General features: G+C 69.7%; 14 protein-coding genes. 11 read left to right on the forward strand and 3 right to left on the reverse strand.

The window, feature by feature from the left end:
* The first annotated feature begins 3 nt into the window (after window positions 1-3).
* The 10 genes from ACOGXI_RS10700 (at window position 4) to ACOGXI_RS10745 (ending at window position 10,988) form a co-directional block, all read left to right on the forward strand.
* On the forward strand, window positions 4-834 hold the full coding sequence (locus ACOGXI_RS10700) for a glycerophosphodiester phosphodiesterase (RefSeq protein ID WP_419938832.1): 831 nt from the start codon (window positions 4-6) through the stop codon (window positions 832-834).
* Complete coding sequence (dinB, locus tag ACOGXI_RS10705) at window positions 821-2,044, forward strand: DNA polymerase IV (RefSeq protein WP_419938833.1); 1,224 nt, start codon at window positions 821-823, stop codon at window positions 2,042-2,044. Before ACOGXI_RS10700 ends, dinB begins: the two co-directional genes overlap by 14 nt.
* Window positions 2,045-2,104: 60 nt before the next feature.
* Complete coding sequence (locus tag ACOGXI_RS10710) at window positions 2,105-2,596, forward strand: PH domain-containing protein (RefSeq protein ID WP_419938834.1); 492 nt, start codon at window positions 2,105-2,107, stop codon at window positions 2,594-2,596.
* A 6-nt stretch (window positions 2,597-2,602) separates the two neighbouring features.
* The gene (locus tag ACOGXI_RS10715; protein ID WP_419938835.1) at window positions 2,603-3,190 is read left to right on the forward strand and encodes an HDIG domain-containing metalloprotein; all 588 of its coding nucleotides are present in this window, start codon (window positions 2,603-2,605) and stop codon (window positions 3,188-3,190) included.
* Between the two features lie 41 nt (window positions 3,191-3,231).
* Window positions 3,232-3,351: a methionine/alanine import family NSS transporter small subunit gene (locus ACOGXI_RS10720; RefSeq protein ID WP_419938836.1), complete on the forward strand. Its 120-nt coding sequence runs from the start codon at window positions 3,232-3,234 to the stop codon at window positions 3,349-3,351.
* 81 nt (window positions 3,352-3,432) lie between these two features.
* Window positions 3,433-4,167: a TonB family protein gene (locus ACOGXI_RS10725; protein ID WP_419938837.1), complete on the forward strand. Its 735-nt coding sequence runs from the start codon at window positions 3,433-3,435 to the stop codon at window positions 4,165-4,167.
* Between the two features lie 67 nt (window positions 4,168-4,234).
* Window positions 4,235-7,498, forward strand: a complete 3,264-nt coding sequence (carB, locus tag ACOGXI_RS10730; RefSeq protein WP_419938838.1) for a carbamoyl-phosphate synthase large subunit — start codon at window positions 4,235-4,237, stop codon at window positions 7,496-7,498.
* Window positions 7,499-7,671: 173 nt separating this feature from the next.
* Window positions 7,672-9,027 (forward strand): argininosuccinate synthase, encoded by a 1,356-nt coding sequence (locus ACOGXI_RS10735; protein WP_419938839.1) that lies wholly within the window; start codon window positions 7,672-7,674, stop codon window positions 9,025-9,027.
* Between the two features lie 6 nt (window positions 9,028-9,033).
* Window positions 9,034-10,524 (forward strand): argininosuccinate lyase, encoded by a 1,491-nt coding sequence (gene argH / locus ACOGXI_RS10740; RefSeq protein WP_419938840.1) that lies wholly within the window; start codon window positions 9,034-9,036, stop codon window positions 10,522-10,524.
* Window positions 10,521-10,988: an arginine repressor gene (locus ACOGXI_RS10745; protein ID WP_419938841.1), complete on the forward strand. Its 468-nt coding sequence runs from the start codon at window positions 10,521-10,523 to the stop codon at window positions 10,986-10,988. The genes argH and ACOGXI_RS10745 overlap by 4 nt, the downstream gene beginning before the upstream one ends.
* Before the next feature lie 67 nt (window positions 10,989-11,055).
* On the opposite strand, the gene ACOGXI_RS10750 is transcribed toward ACOGXI_RS10745, so the two are convergent.
* Together ACOGXI_RS10750 and ACOGXI_RS10755 are read right to left on the reverse strand one after the other, a co-directional pair.
* Window positions 11,056-12,597: an amidohydrolase family protein gene (locus ACOGXI_RS10750; protein ID WP_419938842.1), complete on the reverse strand. Its 1,542-nt coding sequence runs from the start codon at window positions 12,595-12,597 to the stop codon at window positions 11,056-11,058.
* Window positions 12,594-13,991 (reverse strand): FAD-linked oxidase C-terminal domain-containing protein, encoded by a 1,398-nt coding sequence (locus ACOGXI_RS10755; protein ID WP_419938843.1) that lies wholly within the window; start codon window positions 13,989-13,991, stop codon window positions 12,594-12,596. Before ACOGXI_RS10755 ends, ACOGXI_RS10750 begins: the two co-directional genes overlap by 4 nt.
* 123 nt (window positions 13,992-14,114) lie before the next feature.
* Between ACOGXI_RS10755 and ACOGXI_RS10760 the strand changes: the two genes are divergently transcribed.
* Window positions 14,115-14,573, forward strand: a complete 459-nt coding sequence (locus ACOGXI_RS10760; RefSeq protein ID WP_419938844.1) for a DUF2269 family protein — start codon at window positions 14,115-14,117, stop codon at window positions 14,571-14,573.
* Window positions 14,574-14,599: 26 nt separating this feature from the next.
* Here the strand turns inward: ACOGXI_RS10760 and ACOGXI_RS10765 are convergent, their stop codons facing one another.
* A complete protein-coding gene (locus ACOGXI_RS10765) occupies window positions 14,600-16,915 on the reverse strand; it encodes a DUF2723 domain-containing protein (RefSeq protein WP_419938845.1) in 2,316 nt (771 codons plus the stop codon).
* Window positions 16,916-16,926: the final 11 nt, after the last annotated feature.

Consider the following 16,926-nt stretch of genomic DNA (forward strand, 5'->3'; position numbering starts at 1 on the left):
ACGGTGCCGACGCTGCCCGACGATCTCTTCGGTCCGGGCTCCCCGCTGCGGGTCATCGGCCACCGGGGAGCCGCGGCGGTCGCGCCCGAGAACACGCTTCCCTCCTTCGAGCACGCGGTGCGCGTGGGCGCCGACGCGGTGGAACTCGATCTCCATCGGAGCGCGGACGGCCGCCTCATGGTCATCCACGACCCGAGCCTCCCGCGCACCACCGACGGGAGGGGGCAGGTGGAGGAGATGACGCTGGAGGAACTGCGCCCCTTCGACGCCGGTTACCGCTTCACGACGGACAACGGGAAGACGTTTCCCTTTCGGGGGAAGGGTATCCGCATCCCGGCCCTCGAAGAGGTACTCGAGGCGCTGGGAGATCTTCCCGTGGTGACGGAGATCAAGTCGGCGGCCGCGGGGCACGAACTGGGCGCATGGCTACAGAGGAGCCGGAATCGCAGGGACCGGGAGCGGATTCTGGTCGGCGGGTTCGAGCGCGAGGAGGTGGAGCCCGCGAGCCGGCACGCCCGCTGGCGCTGCGCCTACCAGGACGAACTCCGCGCGTACGTCCTGCTCGGGAAGCTGGGCCTGGGGGGGCGGGTCGCGCCGGCCAACTGCGATGCCGCCATGCTGCCAGAACGGCAGGGCGCGTTGCGCATCGTCACGCCGCGCTTCGTCCGGCGCGCCCACGCCGACGGCATGGGGATCTTCGTCTGGACCGTGAACCACCCGGACGACATGCGGCGACTCCTCGACTGGGGCGTGGACGGACTCGTGAGCGACGCTCCCGGGCGGGCGCGCCGGATCCTGGACGAGAGGGATGTGGGGGGAGATGCCGGAGTCTGAAGCGCGGCCGCGGACGATCCTCCACGTGGACATGGACGCGTTCTATGCCGCAGTCGAGGTGCGCGAGGACCCGTCGTTGCGCGGGAAGCCCGTCATCATCGGATCCGCCCCGCGCCAGGGCCGGGGCCGGGGCGTCGTCTCGACGGCGAACTACGAGGCCCGGCGCTACGGCATCCACTCCGCGATGCCGATCTCGCAGGCGTGGCGACGCTGCCCCGGCGGCGCCTACGTGCGTCCGCGCATCGCCTTCTACGCGGAGATCTCGGGACGGATCTTCGACATCTTCCGCTCGTTCACGGACCAGGTGGAGACGCTCTCGCTGGACGAGGCCTTCCTCGACGTGACCGCCAGCCGGCGGCTGTTCGGAACGGGGCCGGAGATCGCGACCCGGATCCGGCAGCGGATCGCCGAAGAGGAGCGGCTCACGGCATCCGTCGGCGTCGCCTCGAACAAGTACGTGGCGAAGGTGGCGAGCGACCTGAGGAAACCGGACGCGCTCGTGGTCGTGCCGCCGGGGACCGAGCGGGAGTTCCTCGCGCCGCTCCCGGTATCGCGACTCTGGGGGGCCGGGCCGAAGGTGCAGGCCCGCCTGGCCCAACTCGGCCTGAAGACGATCGGGGACCTGGCGCGCAACAAGCCCGACTTCCTCGAGGCGTCCCTGGGCCGGAAGCTCGGGCGGCGCCTCCACGAACTCGCAAACGGGGTCGACGTGCGGAGGGTCGACCCGCGGCCGGGGCGAAAGTCGCTTGGCAAGGAGGTCACGTTCCCGAGCGACGTAGAGGACCGGAGCCGGGTGGAACGGACCCTGCTCGCCCTGTGCGAGGGGGTCGCGCAGTCACTCCGAAGGAAAGGGATCGCGGGGCGCACGGTGCAGTTGAAGCTGCGCTGGGATGGCTTCGAGACGCACACGCGGCAGCGCACACTCGAGCGGCCGGCGGACATGACCGAGGCCATCTGGCCCGTCGCGCGGGAACTGTTCCGGCAGGCGGACGATCCCCGTCGTCTCGTGCGGCTGGTCGGCGTCAGCCTCTCCGGCTTCGACCATCCGGAAGACGAGCAACTCGGGCTCCTCGGCGGCGACGACCCGGCCACGTCCGACGGGGAGGCCCGGCGTGAGTTGGCGAAGACGATGGACGCGGTCGCGGACCGGTTCGGCCGCGACGCGCTGAAGCGGGCCGCCCTTCTCGATTCGAACGTGCGCGGCGCGTAGCCGAGACACCGCGGGGCACACAGCGAGATACACAGCGAGACACACAGCGAGGCAACGATCATGCAGGTATTCCCGATTCCGCCGGCCTCCGGGCGCGGCATCCTCTGGTTCTTCGTCATCATGATGGTGGTCCTGGGCGCGGTGACGCTGATGATGGGCTGGGCGGCCTGGTCCACCCGGAACAGCCGCGCCGAGGTTTCGCCCGGGGGACTGAAGCTGGTGGGCGACCTCTGGGGCCGGACGATCCCCCTCGACCGTCTCGAACTCGACGAGGCCCGCGTCGTGGACCTCCGCGGCGAACCCGACCTCGTCCCGCGCCGGCGCACGATGGGGACGGCGCTCGGAGGCTACTCCGCGGGATGGTTCCGGCTCCGCAGCGGGGAGAAGGCGCTCCTCTACCTCACGGACCGGCGACAGGTCGTGTACATTCCCACGCACGACGGGTACTCGCTCCTCCTGAGCCAGAGCGAACCCCGGCGCTTCCTGGACGCCCTGCACGACGCGACCGGAGGCACGACCGAAGACGCCGACGAAGCCACCGAAGGAGAGTGACGACGGATGCTCCCGACACGCGATGAGGCGCTCGCGATCGTCCACGAATACACCGAGAGTCCCGGACTCCGGCGCCACATGCTGGCGGTGGAGGCCAGCATGCGCGCATACGCGAGGAAATACGGCGAAGACGAGGATCGCTGGGGCGTCGCGGGCCTGCTGCACGACTTCGACTACGAGCGCTGGCCCAACCACGACCGCGCGCCCGATTCGGAGCATCCCTCGACGGGGGTCGCCATCCTGCGCGAGAAGGGCGTGGACGAGGACATCCTCGAGACGATCATGGCCCACGCGGACTACACGGATGTCGAGGCGACGACGCGGATGTCGAAGACGCTCCGGGCCGTGGACGAACTCACGGGGTTCATCACCGCCTGCGCCCTGGTGCGGCCGACACGGCTCGCCGGCATGAAGACCCGGTCGGTGAGAAAAAAGATGAAGGACAAGGCGTTCGCCGCCGCCGTGAGCCGCGACGAAATGCTGGAGAACTGCGCCGAACTGGGCGAAGACATGGGCGAGCACATCGCCTTCGTCATCGCCGCCATGCAGGTTGCGGCGGAAGATCTCGGCCTGAACGGCCCCACCCCCGGCTGAACCGCCGTGCGGACCGGCCCCCGATTCGGAGGTAACCGAGCATGACCACGACGACCGTAATCATGATGATCGGCATCCTCGGATTCGTCTGGGGAGGACTCGCCATCCTCGCGTCGGTCGCCTGGCGCAAGGAAGGCGCCAAGCGAGGCGGAGAGGGCTGACCGCCCGCAATGCCCGTAGTGCCCGTAGTGCCCGTCACGACGGACAGGAAGCAGAAGCGCCGTGGGGGAGGGACCCTCCTGGTGACGCTGGCTGCGCTGGCGGTCGGATCGTGCTTCCTTCCCCGTCCGATGCGCCCGCCCGAAGCCACGCCGGCAGCCGTACCGGATTCGGCACGGGAATCGGTCGCCCGCGACTCGTCGGCCGTGGAGGCCACGCGCCGGGATTCGATCGCGAGGGCGCAGCAGGAGGCGGCGCGGCAGGATTCGATCGCGAGGGTGCAGCGAGAGGCCGCCCGCCGGGACTCGATCGCGAGGGCCGAGCGGGCCGCCGCCGCCCGACGCGACTCCATCCTCGAGGCCGAGCGGGCCGCCGCGCGCCGAGATTCGCTGGAGGCCGCGCGACGCGACTCGCTGATCGCCGCCGCCCGACGCGACTCGCTGGCCAGCATCGAGACGGCCCGGGCCGCGGTCGAAGCGGAGTTGGCGGAACTCCGCGAATCGGGTCCCGTCTACGTCGCCCACGACGAAGCGCCCCGCCTCGTGTGGGACACCGATGCCGAGGCCGCGCTGGCGACGACCCTGCTTCCGGTCATCCGCGCCAGGGGACTCGACGCGGACATCGCGGCCTCCATCTGGCTCCTCGTGCGGATCGACGGAAGGGTCGAGGCGACCGCGATCCAGGTCTCGTCCGGCGACCAGGCCTTCGACGCGGCGGCCGTGCGGGCGGCCCGCGGAATGCTCTTTGCTCCCGCCCTCCGCGGCGGCCGCGTGGCGCCCGTATGGGTTCTGCGCGAAATCTCGCTTCTCATGCGGTAGCCGCGGCCTTCTTCGCCCACCGTGGGGGGCTGCGATCCGCCGTCCGACCGAATAGCTTGCGCGCCCGATGCCACGCCGCGACGACATCTCTTCGATCCTTCTCATAGGCTCCGGCCCGATCGTGATCGGCCAGGCCTGCGAGTTCGACTACTCCGGGACGCAAGCCTGCCGGGCGCTCCGCGAGGAGGGATATCGAGTCATCCTGGTGAACTCGAATCCCGCCACGATCATGACGGACCCGGACATCGCTGACGCGACCTACATCGAGCCCCTGACGGCCGACTGGGTCGAGCGGGTGATCGAAGTCGAGAAGCCCGACGCGCTCATCCCGACGATGGGCGGCCAGACGGCGCTCAACGTCGCGCTCGAACTCGCCGAACGCGGGGTGCTCGACGAACACGGGGTGGAGTTGATCGGCGCCGATGTCCGGGCGATTCAACTCGCCGAGGACCGGGAACAGTTCGCCGAAGCGATGCAGCGAATCGGGCTCGAGTTGCCGGCGGGAGGCTTCGCCCGCTCGCTCGACGAGGCGCTCACGCTGGTCGAGAACACGGGATTCCCCGCCATCATCCGGCCGTCCTTCACCCTCGGCGGCACCGGCGGCAGCACCGCCTACAACCGCGAGGAGTTCGAGGATCTCGTCCGCTCCGGCATCCGCTCGTCGCCGATCGGAGAGGTGCTCATCGACAAGAGCATCATCGGCTGGAAGGAGTTCGAACTCGAGGTGATGCGGGACCGGGCGGACAACGTCGTCATCGTCTGTTCGATCGAGAACTTCGACGCCATGGGGGTGCACACGGGCGACTCGATCACGGTGGCGCCGGCGCTCACGCTCTCGGACCGCGAGTACCAGGCGATGCGGGACGCGGCCATCGCGTGCATCCGCGAGATCGGAGTGGACGCGGGCGGCTGCAACATCCAGTTCGCCGTGCACCCGACGACGGGCCAGATGCTCGTCATCGAGATGAACCCGCGGGTGTCCCGGAGTTCGGCGCTCGCGTCGAAGGCGACCGGGTTCCCCATCGCCCGCATCGGCGCCAAGCTCGCGGTCGGTTACCGCCTCGACGAGATCCCGAATGCGATCACCCAGGTAACGCCTTCGTGCTTCGAGCCGGTGCTCGACTACATGGTCGTGAAGATCCCGCGCTTCGCGTTCGAGAAGTTCCCGAAGGCGGACGCCACGCTCGGCGTGCAGATGAAGGCCGTGGGCGAGGTGATGGCGATCGGCCGCACCTTCCAGCAGGCGTGGCTCAAGGGCTTCCGCGCGCTCGAGAACGGACGGACGGGGTGGCTTCCCTCCCCGGACCCGGATCAGGACCGGCTGGAGGACGACGAGGTCGACACGGTACGGGCCGCGATCCGCACCGCGACGCCGGAACGCCCCTTCCAGCTCTACCGCGCCTTCCAGGCGGGCCTCTCCGTGTCCGAGATCAACCGGATCACGGGGATCGACCCCTGGTTCCTCTCGCAGCTCGAGGAACTGGTGCGGGAGGGCCAGGCCTTCGCGGCGGCCGCGGAGGTCACGCCCGGGGACGTCGAACGGTTGAAGCGGACCGGCTTCGGCGACGCGGAGATGGCACAGTTGCGCGGAACAACGGAGGCTGAGTTGCGCGAGGTCCGCCAGGCCGCGGGACTCCGGCCCGTCTACAAGACCGTCGACACCTGCGCGGGCGAATTCCCCGCCGCCACGCCGTACCTCTACTCGACGTACGAAGACGAAAACGAATCCGAGCGCTCCGACCGGCGCAAGATCATCATCCTCGGCAGCGGCCCGAACCGCATCGGACAGGGCATCGAGTTCGACTACTGCTGCGTTTCGGCCTCGCTCGCGCTGCGCGAGGAAGGGTTCGAGACGATCATGATCAACTCGAATCCCGAGACCGTCTCCACCGACTTCGACATCTCGAACAAGCTCTACTTCGAGCCCCTGACGGTGGAAGATGTGCTCGCGATCGTGGAGCAGGAGAAGCCGGAGGGCGTCATCGTCCAGTTCGGGGGACAGACGCCGCTGACCATCGCCCGCAAGCTCGAGCAACTCGGCGTCCCCATCCTCGGGACGAGCGTCGAATCGATCGACCGCACCGAGGACCGCCGCCGCTTCGACCAACTCTGCCGCGAGCTCGGCGTGCCCATGCCGCCGGGCGGGACCGCCACGAGCATCGACGAGGCGCTGGAGATCGCGGAGGAGATCGGGTATCCCGTCCTCGTCCGGCCCAGCTACGTGCTCGGCGGCCGCGCGATGGAGATCGTCTACGATCCGGTCTCGCTGCGGGAGTACTTCGCCCGCGCGGTGCAGGCCTCTCCCGAACATCCCGTCCTCCTCGACCGATTCCTCGAGGACGCCTTCGAGGCCGACGTGGATGCGGTGTGCGACGGGGAGACGGTCGTGATCGGCGGAATCATGCAGCACATCGAGGACGCGGGCGTGCACTCCGGCGACTCGGCCTGCGTGCTGCCGCCCTACCTCCTGCGCGACGTCGACATGGAGGCGATGCGCCGCTTCACGCGGGACTTCGCCCTCGCGCTGGACGTCCGGGGCCTCATCAACGTGCAGTTCGCGGTGCACGAGAAGACGGTCTACGTGCTCGAGGTGAATCCGCGCGCGAGCCGCACGGTGCCGTTCGTCAGCAAGGCGACCGGGGTTCCGCTGGCGCGAGTGGCCGCGCGGGTGCTGGCGGGCGTGAAGCTCGCCGACCTCGGACTCGGGGATGAACTCGTCCCGCACCAGGTCTCCGTGAAGGAAGCGGTGCTCCCCTTCGACAAGATCCCGGATGCGGACACGGTGCTCGGGCCGGAGATGCGGTCCACGGGCGAGGTAATGGGATACGCGGACAGCTTCGGCCTCGCGTTCGCGAAGTCGCAGATCTCCGTCTACCAGGCCCTGCCGACCGAGGGCGCCGTCGCGATCACGGTGCACGACCAGGACAAGCCGAACATGGTCCCCATCGCGCGGCGCTTCCACGAACTCGGCTTCTCGATCTTCGCCACCGAGGGCACGGCCAGGTATCTGCGCGGTCGCGGCGTGCCCTGCGAGCGCATCCTGAAGGTGCACGAGGGGCGGCCGAACCTCCTCGACCGCATCGTCTCGGGCGAGGTCCAGCTGCTCCTGAACACCCCGCTCGGCAAGCACGCGCAGTACGACGACTACATGATCCGCCGCGCCGCCGTCGTCCGGCGGGTCCCCTACACGACGACCCTTTCCGCAGCCGCGGCAGCCGCGGACGCGATCATCGCGCTCCGCCACCGCCGCCACACGGTCCAGAGCCTCCAGACGCGCGACGTGACGAAGGTGGAAGAGGACCGGCTCACGAGGACCGCCGGCCCCGTCTGACGTTCCCGCGGGAACGTCCTCGCCCGCAGTTCCATTTCACCTGCCCAGCCAGTTCTCATCTTGTTGCATGTTTATTCATTATCTTGTATATCTTCCCGCCCCGCGCGGGCGCATCCTCGTGCGGATCTCACTCCGTGAACGGTTCGACGTAACTGCCACCTCAGGATCGACGCATGACGAAGAAGAGCGTGAAACGGGTCGCCCTGGCGTACTCCGGCGGTCTCGATACATCGGTGATGGTCACCTGGTTGAAGGAAAACTACGACTGCGAGGTCGTGGCGGTCGTCGTGGACGTCGGCCAGAAGGAGGACTTCGAGGCGGCTCGCGAGAAGGCGCTGGCGACCGGTGCGATCGCCTGCCGGGTCATCGACCTGCGCGAGGAGTTCCTGACCGGGTGCGCCTTCCCCGCTCTGAAGGCGGGGGCCGTGTACGAAGGCCGCTACCTGCTCGGCACCTCCCTGGCCCGGCCCGTGATCGCGGCCGCCCAGGTCGAGGTCGCGCGCGAGTACGACTGCGACGCGGTCGCGCACGGATGCACCGGCAAGGGCAACGACCAGGTCCGCTTCGAACTCACCTACCAGGCGCTCGCTCCGGACCTGACCGTGATCGCCCCGTGGCGCGAGTGGGAAATCACCTCCAGGGAGGACGCCTTCGCCTACGCCGCGGAACGGAACATCCCCGTGCCGGGCAGCCCCCGGAAGCTGTACAGCATCGACCGGAACCTGTGGCACACGTCGTTCGAGGGCGGCATCCTCGAGGATCCGGGCGCGGCCGCACCGGACGAGTTGCGGGAACTGACGGTCGATCCGGCCGAAGCGCCGGACACGCCCGAGGACGTCGTGATCTCCTTCGAGGGCGGCGTCCCGGTGGCGCTCAACGGTGAGGCGCTCGATCCGGTGACGCTGATTCAGGGTCTGAACGAGAAGGCAGGGACCCACGGGGTGGGGCGCGTGGACCTCGTCGAGAACCGGCTCGTGGGCATGAAGAGCCGCGGCGTCTACGAGACGCCGGCGGGAACGGTCCTTGTCGCCGCGCTCGCCGATCTCGAGTCGATCACGCTCGACCGGGACACGGCGGGCTTCAAGCGGGGGATCGCCGACCGCTACGCGGAACTCGTCTATCAGGGCCTCTGGTTCTCGCCGCTGCGTGCGGCCTTCGACGCGTTCCTCGATGAGGCGCACGCGACCTCGACCGGAGACGTGACCGTTCGGCTGTTCAAGGGCTCCGCGATGCCGGTGGCCCGCACGTCGCCCTTCTCGCTGTATCGGGAGGATCTCGCCACGTTCGAGGAAGATTCGGTCTACGACCAGGCCGACGCCGGCGGCTTCGTCCGCCTGTGGGGCCTGCCTTCGAGTCTGGCGGCACGAGTGCGGAAGGCGGCGGAGGCGGACGGCCCCGTCACCGACTTCGCGTCCAACGGCGCGGATGCGGCACGGGTTGGCCCGGAGGGGGGCGCGGGACCGGGAATGGCGGTCCCGGCGGGCCTGCCCAGGCGAGCCAGCCGGCCGCTGGTGTCCACCCGAGGCTGACCGCCCGTGACGGAAGGACCCGAAGGGAGAGCGCCGGGCGACGCCCTTTGGGGAGGGCGCTTCGCGGTCCCCGTACATCCGGCGATTCTCGAGTTCACGAACTCGCTCCCGTTCGACCGCAGGCTGGTGCGGCATGACCTCCTCGCAAGCCTCGCGCATGCCCGCATGTTGCGCGAGACGGAAATCCTCTCGACGGCTGACAGCAACCTGATTCTGTCGGGGCTGTCGGAGATCCTGCGGGAGGTGGAGAACGGCGAACTCAGGGTCGAAGGGCCGGACGAGGACGTCCACACCTGGATCGAACGCACGCTCGTCGAGCGCGTGGGCGAAGCGGGCAAGCGGCTGCATACCGCGAGAAGCCGGAACGACCAGACCGCGATCGCGCTCCGGCTTTACGTGCGCGAGCGACTGGAGGATGTCCTCTCGGGGGTGGCCGGGTTGCAGCGGGTGCTGACGGGCCAGGCGGCCTCGTTTCGGGAGACCTTCCTGCCCGGCTACACGCACCTGCAGCGGGGACAGCCGGTCAGCCTCGCGCACCACCTCCTGGCCCACGTGGCCTCGCTGGCCGCGGACGCGGAACGGCTCCGCGCGGCGCACCGGCTGGCGGGCGTGTCGCCACTCGGCGCGGGGGCACTCGCCGGGACGTCGTTCCCGATCGATCCGCAGCGCAGCGCCGCCCTGCTGGGGCTCGACCGCACCTTCGCCAACAGCATGCACGTCGTCGGCGACCGCGACTACGTGCTCGACGCGGCGTACGCCTGCGCCATGCTCTCCGTGCACCTGTCGCGCTGGGCGGACGAGATCGTGCTCTGGTCGACGCGCGAGTTCGGGTTCATCGACCTCGACGACTCCGTGGCGCAGGGCAGCAGCATCATGCCGCAGAAGAAGAATCCGGAGGCCGCCGAGATCCTGCGCGGCAAGTCGGCGCGGGCGATCGGAAACGTGACGTCGCTGCTCGCGCTGATGAAGGGTCTCCCCCTCACCTTCAACAGCGACTTTCAGGAGGACAAGGAGCGCCTCTTCGACTCCCTCGATACGGCGGACTGGTCGCTGGCGGCGGCGATCGCGATCGCGCGGGGCGTGAACTACCGGACCGATGCCATGGAGGCGGCGCTCGCCGGCGGGATGCTGACCGCGACCGAACTCGCCGACTATCTCGTCCGCGGCGGCGTCCCCTTCAGGACCGCGCACCGCGAGGTGGGCGAGGCGGTGCGCCTGGCCGAGGAAGGCGGCGTGGAGCTGTGGGAACTGGACCTCGAAACCCTTCGGACGTGCTGCCCCACGGTGGGAGACGACATGCACGAAGTGCTGCGCCCGGAGGCCGCCGTCGTCGCGCACGACTCGCCGGGCGGGCCGGCGCCGGGACGCGTGCTGGACCAGTTGCAGACGTGCGACCGCGAAGTGGCGGCGCTCGAAACCTGGCTCGATGGCCGCACCGAGCCGCCGATCCGGCGCGCTCACCTCGAGGAGCGGCTGCTGGACGCGGAGGTCGCGTGACGCCGGCACGCCGCAGAGCGCGCGAGCGGGCGATCCTGCGGATCATCGACCGCCGGCCGATCCGGACGCAGACCGAACTCGTGGCCGCGCTCGCGCGGGAGGGCGTCTCGACGACCCAGGCGACGCTGTCGCGGGACATCCGGCGCCTCGGCGTCGTGAAGCGGCCCGGCGCGCGCGGGCCCCGGTATCAGCGCGCCGAGCCCGAGACCACCCCGCCCAACCCCCGCCGCGTGCTGGCGGTGACGCTCAGCGAGTTCGCGCTGGAGGTCGGCCCGGGCGACGCGCTGCTCGCGATCCGGACGCTGAGCGGCTGCGCCAACGCCGTCGCGATCGCCGTCGACGAGTCGGACCTGGAGGGCGTCGTCGCGACCGTCGCGGGCGACGACACGATTCTCATCCTGTGCCGCGACGCGGAGGTGCGGTCCCGGCTCACCGCCGACCTCAGGTCTCTGGCCGGCCTCTGAGAGGAAAAGCGTCACCCTCTATCGCCGTCCGGCCAGGGTTCGACCCGGCCGGCGGGCGAGAGGAGCGCTACCGGGTGCCGCTCGTGATCGGCTGGCCGGGATAGACACCGGGCACGATCTCCCCGTCCCGGACCACGGCCGTCCCCTCGACGAGGAGGTGCATGACCCCTTCCGAGGGCGCCGCCGGATCCGCGTACGTCGAGCGGTCGATGATCGTCTCCGGGTCGAACACGACGATGTCCGCGTCGGCGCCGGCCTGCACCCTGCCCTTCCGCGCCATCACCGGCGCGAAGCCCTCGACCCGCTGCGCCGGCAGGATCGTCATCTTGGCGAGCGCGTCCATGAGGCTCAGCGCCCCACGCTCGCGCACGTAGTGCCCGAGGACCCGCGAATAGGTGCCGGCGCCGCGTGGATGGATGGCGGCGTACAGGTACGGGATCCCGTCGCTGGCCACGATCACGTCGGGCTGCGCGATGATCCACTCGTTCGTCTCCTCGTTCCTCCCGTGGATCACGACCCAGCCGCCCTGCTCCCGGTAGCGGCGGAAGCTCTCCGCATTGAGCCGTTCGGGGGTCCCGGACCACTGCAGGCGGCCGTATTCCTCGTCGGAGAGCCCCTCCCACGAATCGAACAGGGCCGACTCGATGCGAGTCGAGCCCGCCGTATAGGGGTAGGATTCGGTCGTGATGTCGATCCCGCGCTCGCGCGCCCCGCGGATCATCTCCAGCGTCGTGCGCGCCATCTCGTCCGCGCTGGAGTTCATGTGGACGATGTGGAGCGAGGCCCCCGTCGCGAGCGCGTTCGCGATCACCTCCTGGAAGGCGCCCAGCGTACCGCCCGAGTTCTCGCCCCGGATGTGCACGTAGGCCGGAGCCCCCTGCGCGGCCGCGAGCTGGAAGACCCGGTAGATCTCCGTCCGCGAGGCGCCCGGCGTGTACGTGATCCCGAACCCGATCCCGAGCCCACCCTCCTCCAGGCCCGAAGCGATGAGCCCGTTCAGTTCGATAATCTGGTCGTCGTCCAATTCGCTGTACACCGCTTCCGACTCGAACGGGCTGGGCTCCCCGGGCGGCGTCATCGTCGAGTGCCCCGCGTCCACGCCCGTGACGAGCTTCACGCGAGCGCCCGGGTGGCTCACCGTCGCCCCGAAGTGGATCGGGGCCGTCCCCTCGCGCGAGGCGACCCATTCGGCCACCGGGTACACGCCGATCTCCATCTCGAGCGCCGTCGTCACGCCGTCGAGCGCCTGGAGCTTCGCGCTCACCGTGTCCTGTCCATGGGCGTGCAGGTCGATGAAGCCGGGTGCGACCACGAGGCCGGCGGCGTCGATCGTGTCCCGTCCCTCGACGCCTCCCTCCGTCACCGCCGTGATCCGGCCATCGGCGACCGCGACATCGCGCACGGCGTCCAGTCGCGTCTCGGGGTCCATGACCCGGCCCCCTAGGATGACGAGGTCCGCGACGCCCTCCGCTCCGGCGGCTGTGTCCCCGCTCTCAGGGGAAGCGCAGGCCGCGATCGCGAGGATCATCAGCCACGCGGTTCCGAGCGTCGAGGCCCGCGGCCCGAACGCCGTTCGTCGGCCACGGCCGATGCCGCTGTCGATCGTCATGCGACCACCTTTCCCGGGTTCATGAGCCGCTTCGGGTCGAGCGCCTCCTTGATCGAACGCATGGCGTCGACCGCCTCCCCGTGCTGCGCCCGCATGTAGGGGATCTTCCCGTAACCGACCCCGTGCTCGCCGGTGCAGGTGCCGCCGACCGCGATCGCCTGCTCGATCATGCGCGCGTTCACCCGCTTCGCCCGCGCCATCTCCTCCTCGTCGTCCGGATCGACGATGAACAGGACGTGGAAATTCCCGTCTCCCGCGTGGGCGACGATGGGCGCCAGGAGGCCCTCCGCGTCGATGTCCTCGCGGGTCTTGAGGAGACACTCGGCGAGCGAGGAGATCGGGACGCAGACATCCGTCGCCCACCCCCGGGCTCCCGGACGGAGGGCGAGCGAGGCGTAGTAGGCCTCGTGCCGGGCCGCCCACAGCCGCGACCGCTCCTCGGCGCGCGTGGCCCACTCGAAGTCCGTTCCGCCGAGTTCCTTCGCGATGAGACCCACTTCGGTCGACTGCTCCTCGACGCCGGCGGCCGACCCGTGGAACTCGAAGAAGAGCGTGGGACGCACCGGATAGTCGAAGTCGGAATACCGGTTCACCGCGTCCATCTGCACTTCGTCGAGGAGTTCGACCCGCGCGACCGGCACTCCGCTCTGGATGGTGTAGATCACGGCGTCCACCGCGTCGGCCAGCGTCGCGAAGGAGCACACCGCCGAGGCGATCGCCTCCGGGATCCCGTGCAGCCGGAGCAGGACTTCCGTGATGATGCCGATCGTGCCCTCGGAGCCGAGGAAGAGCCGCGTGAGGTCGTATCCCGCCGACGACTTTCGCGCGCGCCCGCCGGTCCGGATCACGGTCCCGTCCGGGAGGACGACGGTGAGTCCGAGCACGTTCTCGCGCATCGTGCCGTAGCGGACCGTGGTCGTCCCGGAGGCGCCGGTCGCGGCCATCCCGCCCAGGCTCGCATCGGCGCCCGGGTCGATGGGGAAGAAGAGGCCCGTCCCCTTCAGGTGCTGCTCCAGCGCCATGCGCGTCATCCCCGCCTCGACGCGGCAATCCATGTCCTCGGGGTGGAGTTCGATGAGGCGCGTGAGGCCGCTCGTCGCGATCGTCACCCCCCCGCGCAGCGCGGCGACATGCCCCTCGAGCGAGGTCCCGGCCCCGAACCCGATCATCGGCACATCGTGCCGGTGGCAGGCGCGCACGACCGCGGAGACCTCGGCCGTCGACTCGGGGAAGACCACCGCGTCGGGCGGCTCGTTGGCGTGGAACGACTCGCCTTCGCCGTGCTGCCGGCGCATCGCCTCGGCCGTCGTGAAACGGTCGTCGAACACCTCTTCGAGTTCGTTCTCGAGCGCCGCCGGGAGCGGGGTCCGTTGCGTCGGTGTGCTCGTGCTCATGCCGGACGTTGCCGCCCCGCCCCGCCCCGCGTCAACGCGTGCCGGGGGCGGCGTTACCGTGCGCGGTCTCTTGACCCGTGCCGGGGACGCCCGGACTTTGCGCGCATGGACATGCGTGGAGTGATGCTCTTTCTGCATCTGATCGGGCTGGCGCTGTGGTTCGGCGTCACCTTCTCGCTCGCGATCCTCGGCGTCCGGGCCAACAAGACGGGCGACCGGAACGTGATCGCGTTCATCTATCGCGCCGGCCACCGGCTGCTCAGGGGTCCCGGGCTCCTCGGGATGCTGCTGACCACCATCGCGGGATTCGGGCTCGCCGGCCTGGGCGGCTACGGCGTCTTCCGGCTCACGCCGCACTGGCAGTTTCAGATGCAGGTGCTGGGGCTGATCGCGTTCGCCCTCGCGGTGGCGATCCAGATCCCCAACTCGGGCCGGCTCGCGCGCGCGGCGGAGGCCTCCGCCAACGCCGGCGAGGACAGCGCCTCGTTCGTTCGCTTCCGGAAGACGAACGCGATCGTGGCTTCGATCAACGGCGTGCTGATCCTGATCGTGACGCTGCTGGGGACCATCCGCCCCATGTAGCGGCGGCCGGTCGGTGTGGCTGCGGTTCAGTCGGACCCGGCGAGCCGTGCGAAATGGTCCGCGCGCCGGTATGCCCATTCCGCGGCTTCCGGATCCCCGTGCAGCTCGTCGGAAACTCCCTGGAAGATGTGCGCCATGTAGTACGCGCCGGGAATGTTCGACCTCGTGGACGGATCCGGCCATTCGTCCCAATCCAGGACGTCGTTCACGAGAAACACGTCTTCCAGCAGTTCCGCGGTGCGGACCCGGTCGTTCCACGTCGGCAGGACCGAATCGGGAAAGTACTCGCTCAGGTCGACGAGGGTCTCGGAGGCCTCGAGCCGTCCGTCCACGAGCCTGAAGGCGAGTCCCTTTCGGACGAGGTGAGGCTGCAACTGCCACTTGTCCCACACGGGCCAGGCAGTCGCCGCGAAGTAGACGGGCCGGTCCCCCAGGGACTGCCGCGCGATCTGGAACACCCTGATGTCCGCGGGCGGAACCACATCGCCTCCGCGCACCGTCCCCGAGATGCGGTCGGTGAGTTCGTAGGTCGAGTCCTCGGGCACCGACAGTACCTGTGAGAGGTCATCGATCCCCGTGCCGGGCGCCGGGATGGCCGAGCGCGTCGGCGGCGTCACGGCCATCTCCGCGTACAGATCGGCCGCCATCGCCGGATCGAACTCCCGCTGGCACACGATCGTCGTGGGAGAATCCTCCGCGGACTCTCCCGGCTCGCACGGCGTCGTCAGCCGCCGCAACTGCTTGTGATACCAGTCCGTCCCCAGGTACGACTGCACGATGACCGTCACATCGCGCCGGATCCCTTCGACCTCCTGCATATACCAGAGCGGGAAGGTGTCGTTGTCGCCGTAGGTGAAGAGCACGGCGTACGGTTCGACGGACTGCAGCATGTTGTACGCCAGGTTGCGGGCGGCGCGGTCCCCCGTCCGGTCCGCCTGCCCGAAGTTGAAGAAGAAGGGGATGAGCCCGAGCGCGAGGAGCGCCGCCGCCTTCCGGTGCCGGGGGCCGAATCCCGCCGGCAACGGTTCCGGCTCGCGCGCCGCGGCCGCGCTCCACGAAGAACTCCGCCGCGGAGACGCGGTCCACCGTCCCCACAGGGCGGCGAGTCCCAGTCCGGCGTAGAGGCCCCACAACTGGAAGCCGATGATGAAGAAGTAGTCCCGCTCCCGCACCTCGTGGGCCGCGAGGCTCGGCGCCTCGTCCCAGTACATCGAGTAGCCGTACCGGAAGTTGAGGTAGTAGACGAGCAGCAGCGTGACGGTGAGGAAGAGCGTCCCCGCGTAGACGAACGTCTTCCGGTCGCTGCGCAGGTGGGTCCACAGGCCGACGAGCGCGAAAAAAAGGAAGAGGATGCTCGCCGCGAGGCGGGCGCCGGGCGGCAGCGAGCGCGCCCATTGCCAGTCGAAGTACTGCCAGTAGTTGGCCATCTGGGCCGAGAGCGGCGCCTGGCGCTGGGAGACCGGCGTCGGGGCGTACTGGTCGCGGATCAGCGAGCGGGCGAGCGGCTCGCACGCCACGGCGAGCTTGCTCTGCCCGTAGCGGTCGTCGATCCGCCGCGGCGTGACGGCCGAGACGAGCGTGGGGCACTCTGGATCGGCCTCGTCGATGATCGGGTTCTGCGCCGAGCGGATGGGGACGAAGAGGAACTGCAGGGAGTAACCCACGGCGAGCAGCGCCGCGCCGAGCCCCAGAACGCGCGGGTTCAGCACGGCCCGCCACCGGTGCAGCAGCACGAACGCGGCCAGCGCCAGCCCCGGCAGCATCGACATGGTGTGGTTCGCCCACCCCAGGCCGAGGACGAGCGCCATGAGCACGAGCAGCCGGTTCCCGCGCACCGTGTCCGCCCGGTCCATCCAGACCATGGCCAGGTAGCTCACGAGGGCCACGACGAACATCGAGAGCGGATAGACCTTCTCGTTCAGGTTCGACTGGGTCCACACCGTGAAGGCCGTGGCCCCGATCCACGCGGCGGCGACCGCGGCCACGAGCACCTCGTGCCGGTTCTCGCGGAAGCGCGCGACGATGCGGACGACGGCCAGGAACCAGAAGAAACTCGCCCCCGCGGAGAGCGTGGCGCCGAGCGCGTTGATCCGCATGGCGACGGGGAGGCCCGTGAACCCCGTCAGCAGGTCCCACGCGCGGCCGACGACGACGAAGAGCGGGTTCCCCGGGGGGTGGGGGAGTCCGAGGATGTGCGCCGTCGTCACGTACTCCGAGGCGTCCCAGAAGCCGACCGTCGGAGCCAGGGTCAGGAGATAGAGCGCCCAGATCGCGCCCGCGGTCAGCAACGCCCAGGCCCGCAGCGTCAGCGGACCGACCTTCTCCTGTTCGATTCGGGTCATCGCGCCACCCT

The organism is Candidatus Palauibacter sp., assembly GCF_965208055.1.
In the GTDB taxonomy this organism is placed as follows: domain Bacteria; phylum Gemmatimonadota; class Gemmatimonadetes; order Palauibacterales; family Palauibacteraceae; genus Palauibacter.

Excerpts from the sequence above, each read along its gene's own strand:
- dinB (WP_419938833.1), top strand. The coding sequence starts at position 821 with ATGCCGGAGTCTGAAGCGCGGCCGCGGACGATCCTCCACGTGGACATG.
- ACOGXI_RS10715 (WP_419938835.1), top strand. The coding sequence starts at position 2,603 with ATGCTCCCGACACGCGATGAGGCGCTCGCGATCGTCCACGAATACACC.
- ACOGXI_RS10765 (WP_419938845.1), bottom strand. The coding sequence starts at position 16,915 with ATGACCCGAATCGAACAGGAGAAGGTCGGTCCGCTGACGCTGCGGGCC.
- carB (WP_419938838.1), top strand. The coding sequence starts at position 4,235 with ATGCCACGCCGCGACGACATCTCTTCGATCCTTCTCATAGGCTCCGGC.
- ACOGXI_RS10760 (WP_419938844.1), top strand. The coding sequence starts at position 14,115 with ATGCTCTTTCTGCATCTGATCGGGCTGGCGCTGTGGTTCGGCGTCACC.
- ACOGXI_RS10750 (WP_419938842.1), bottom strand. The coding sequence starts at position 12,597 with ATGACGATCGACAGCGGCATCGGCCGTGGCCGACGAACGGCGTTCGGG.
- ACOGXI_RS10720 (WP_419938836.1), top strand. The coding sequence starts at position 3,232 with ATGACCACGACGACCGTAATCATGATGATCGGCATCCTCGGATTCGTC.
- ACOGXI_RS10735 (WP_419938839.1), top strand. The coding sequence starts at position 7,672 with ATGACGAAGAAGAGCGTGAAACGGGTCGCCCTGGCGTACTCCGGCGGT.
- ACOGXI_RS10710 (WP_419938834.1), top strand. The coding sequence starts at position 2,105 with ATGCAGGTATTCCCGATTCCGCCGGCCTCCGGGCGCGGCATCCTCTGG.
- ACOGXI_RS10755 (WP_419938843.1), bottom strand. The coding sequence starts at position 13,991 with ATGAGCACGAGCACACCGACGCAACGGACCCCGCTCCCGGCGGCGCTC.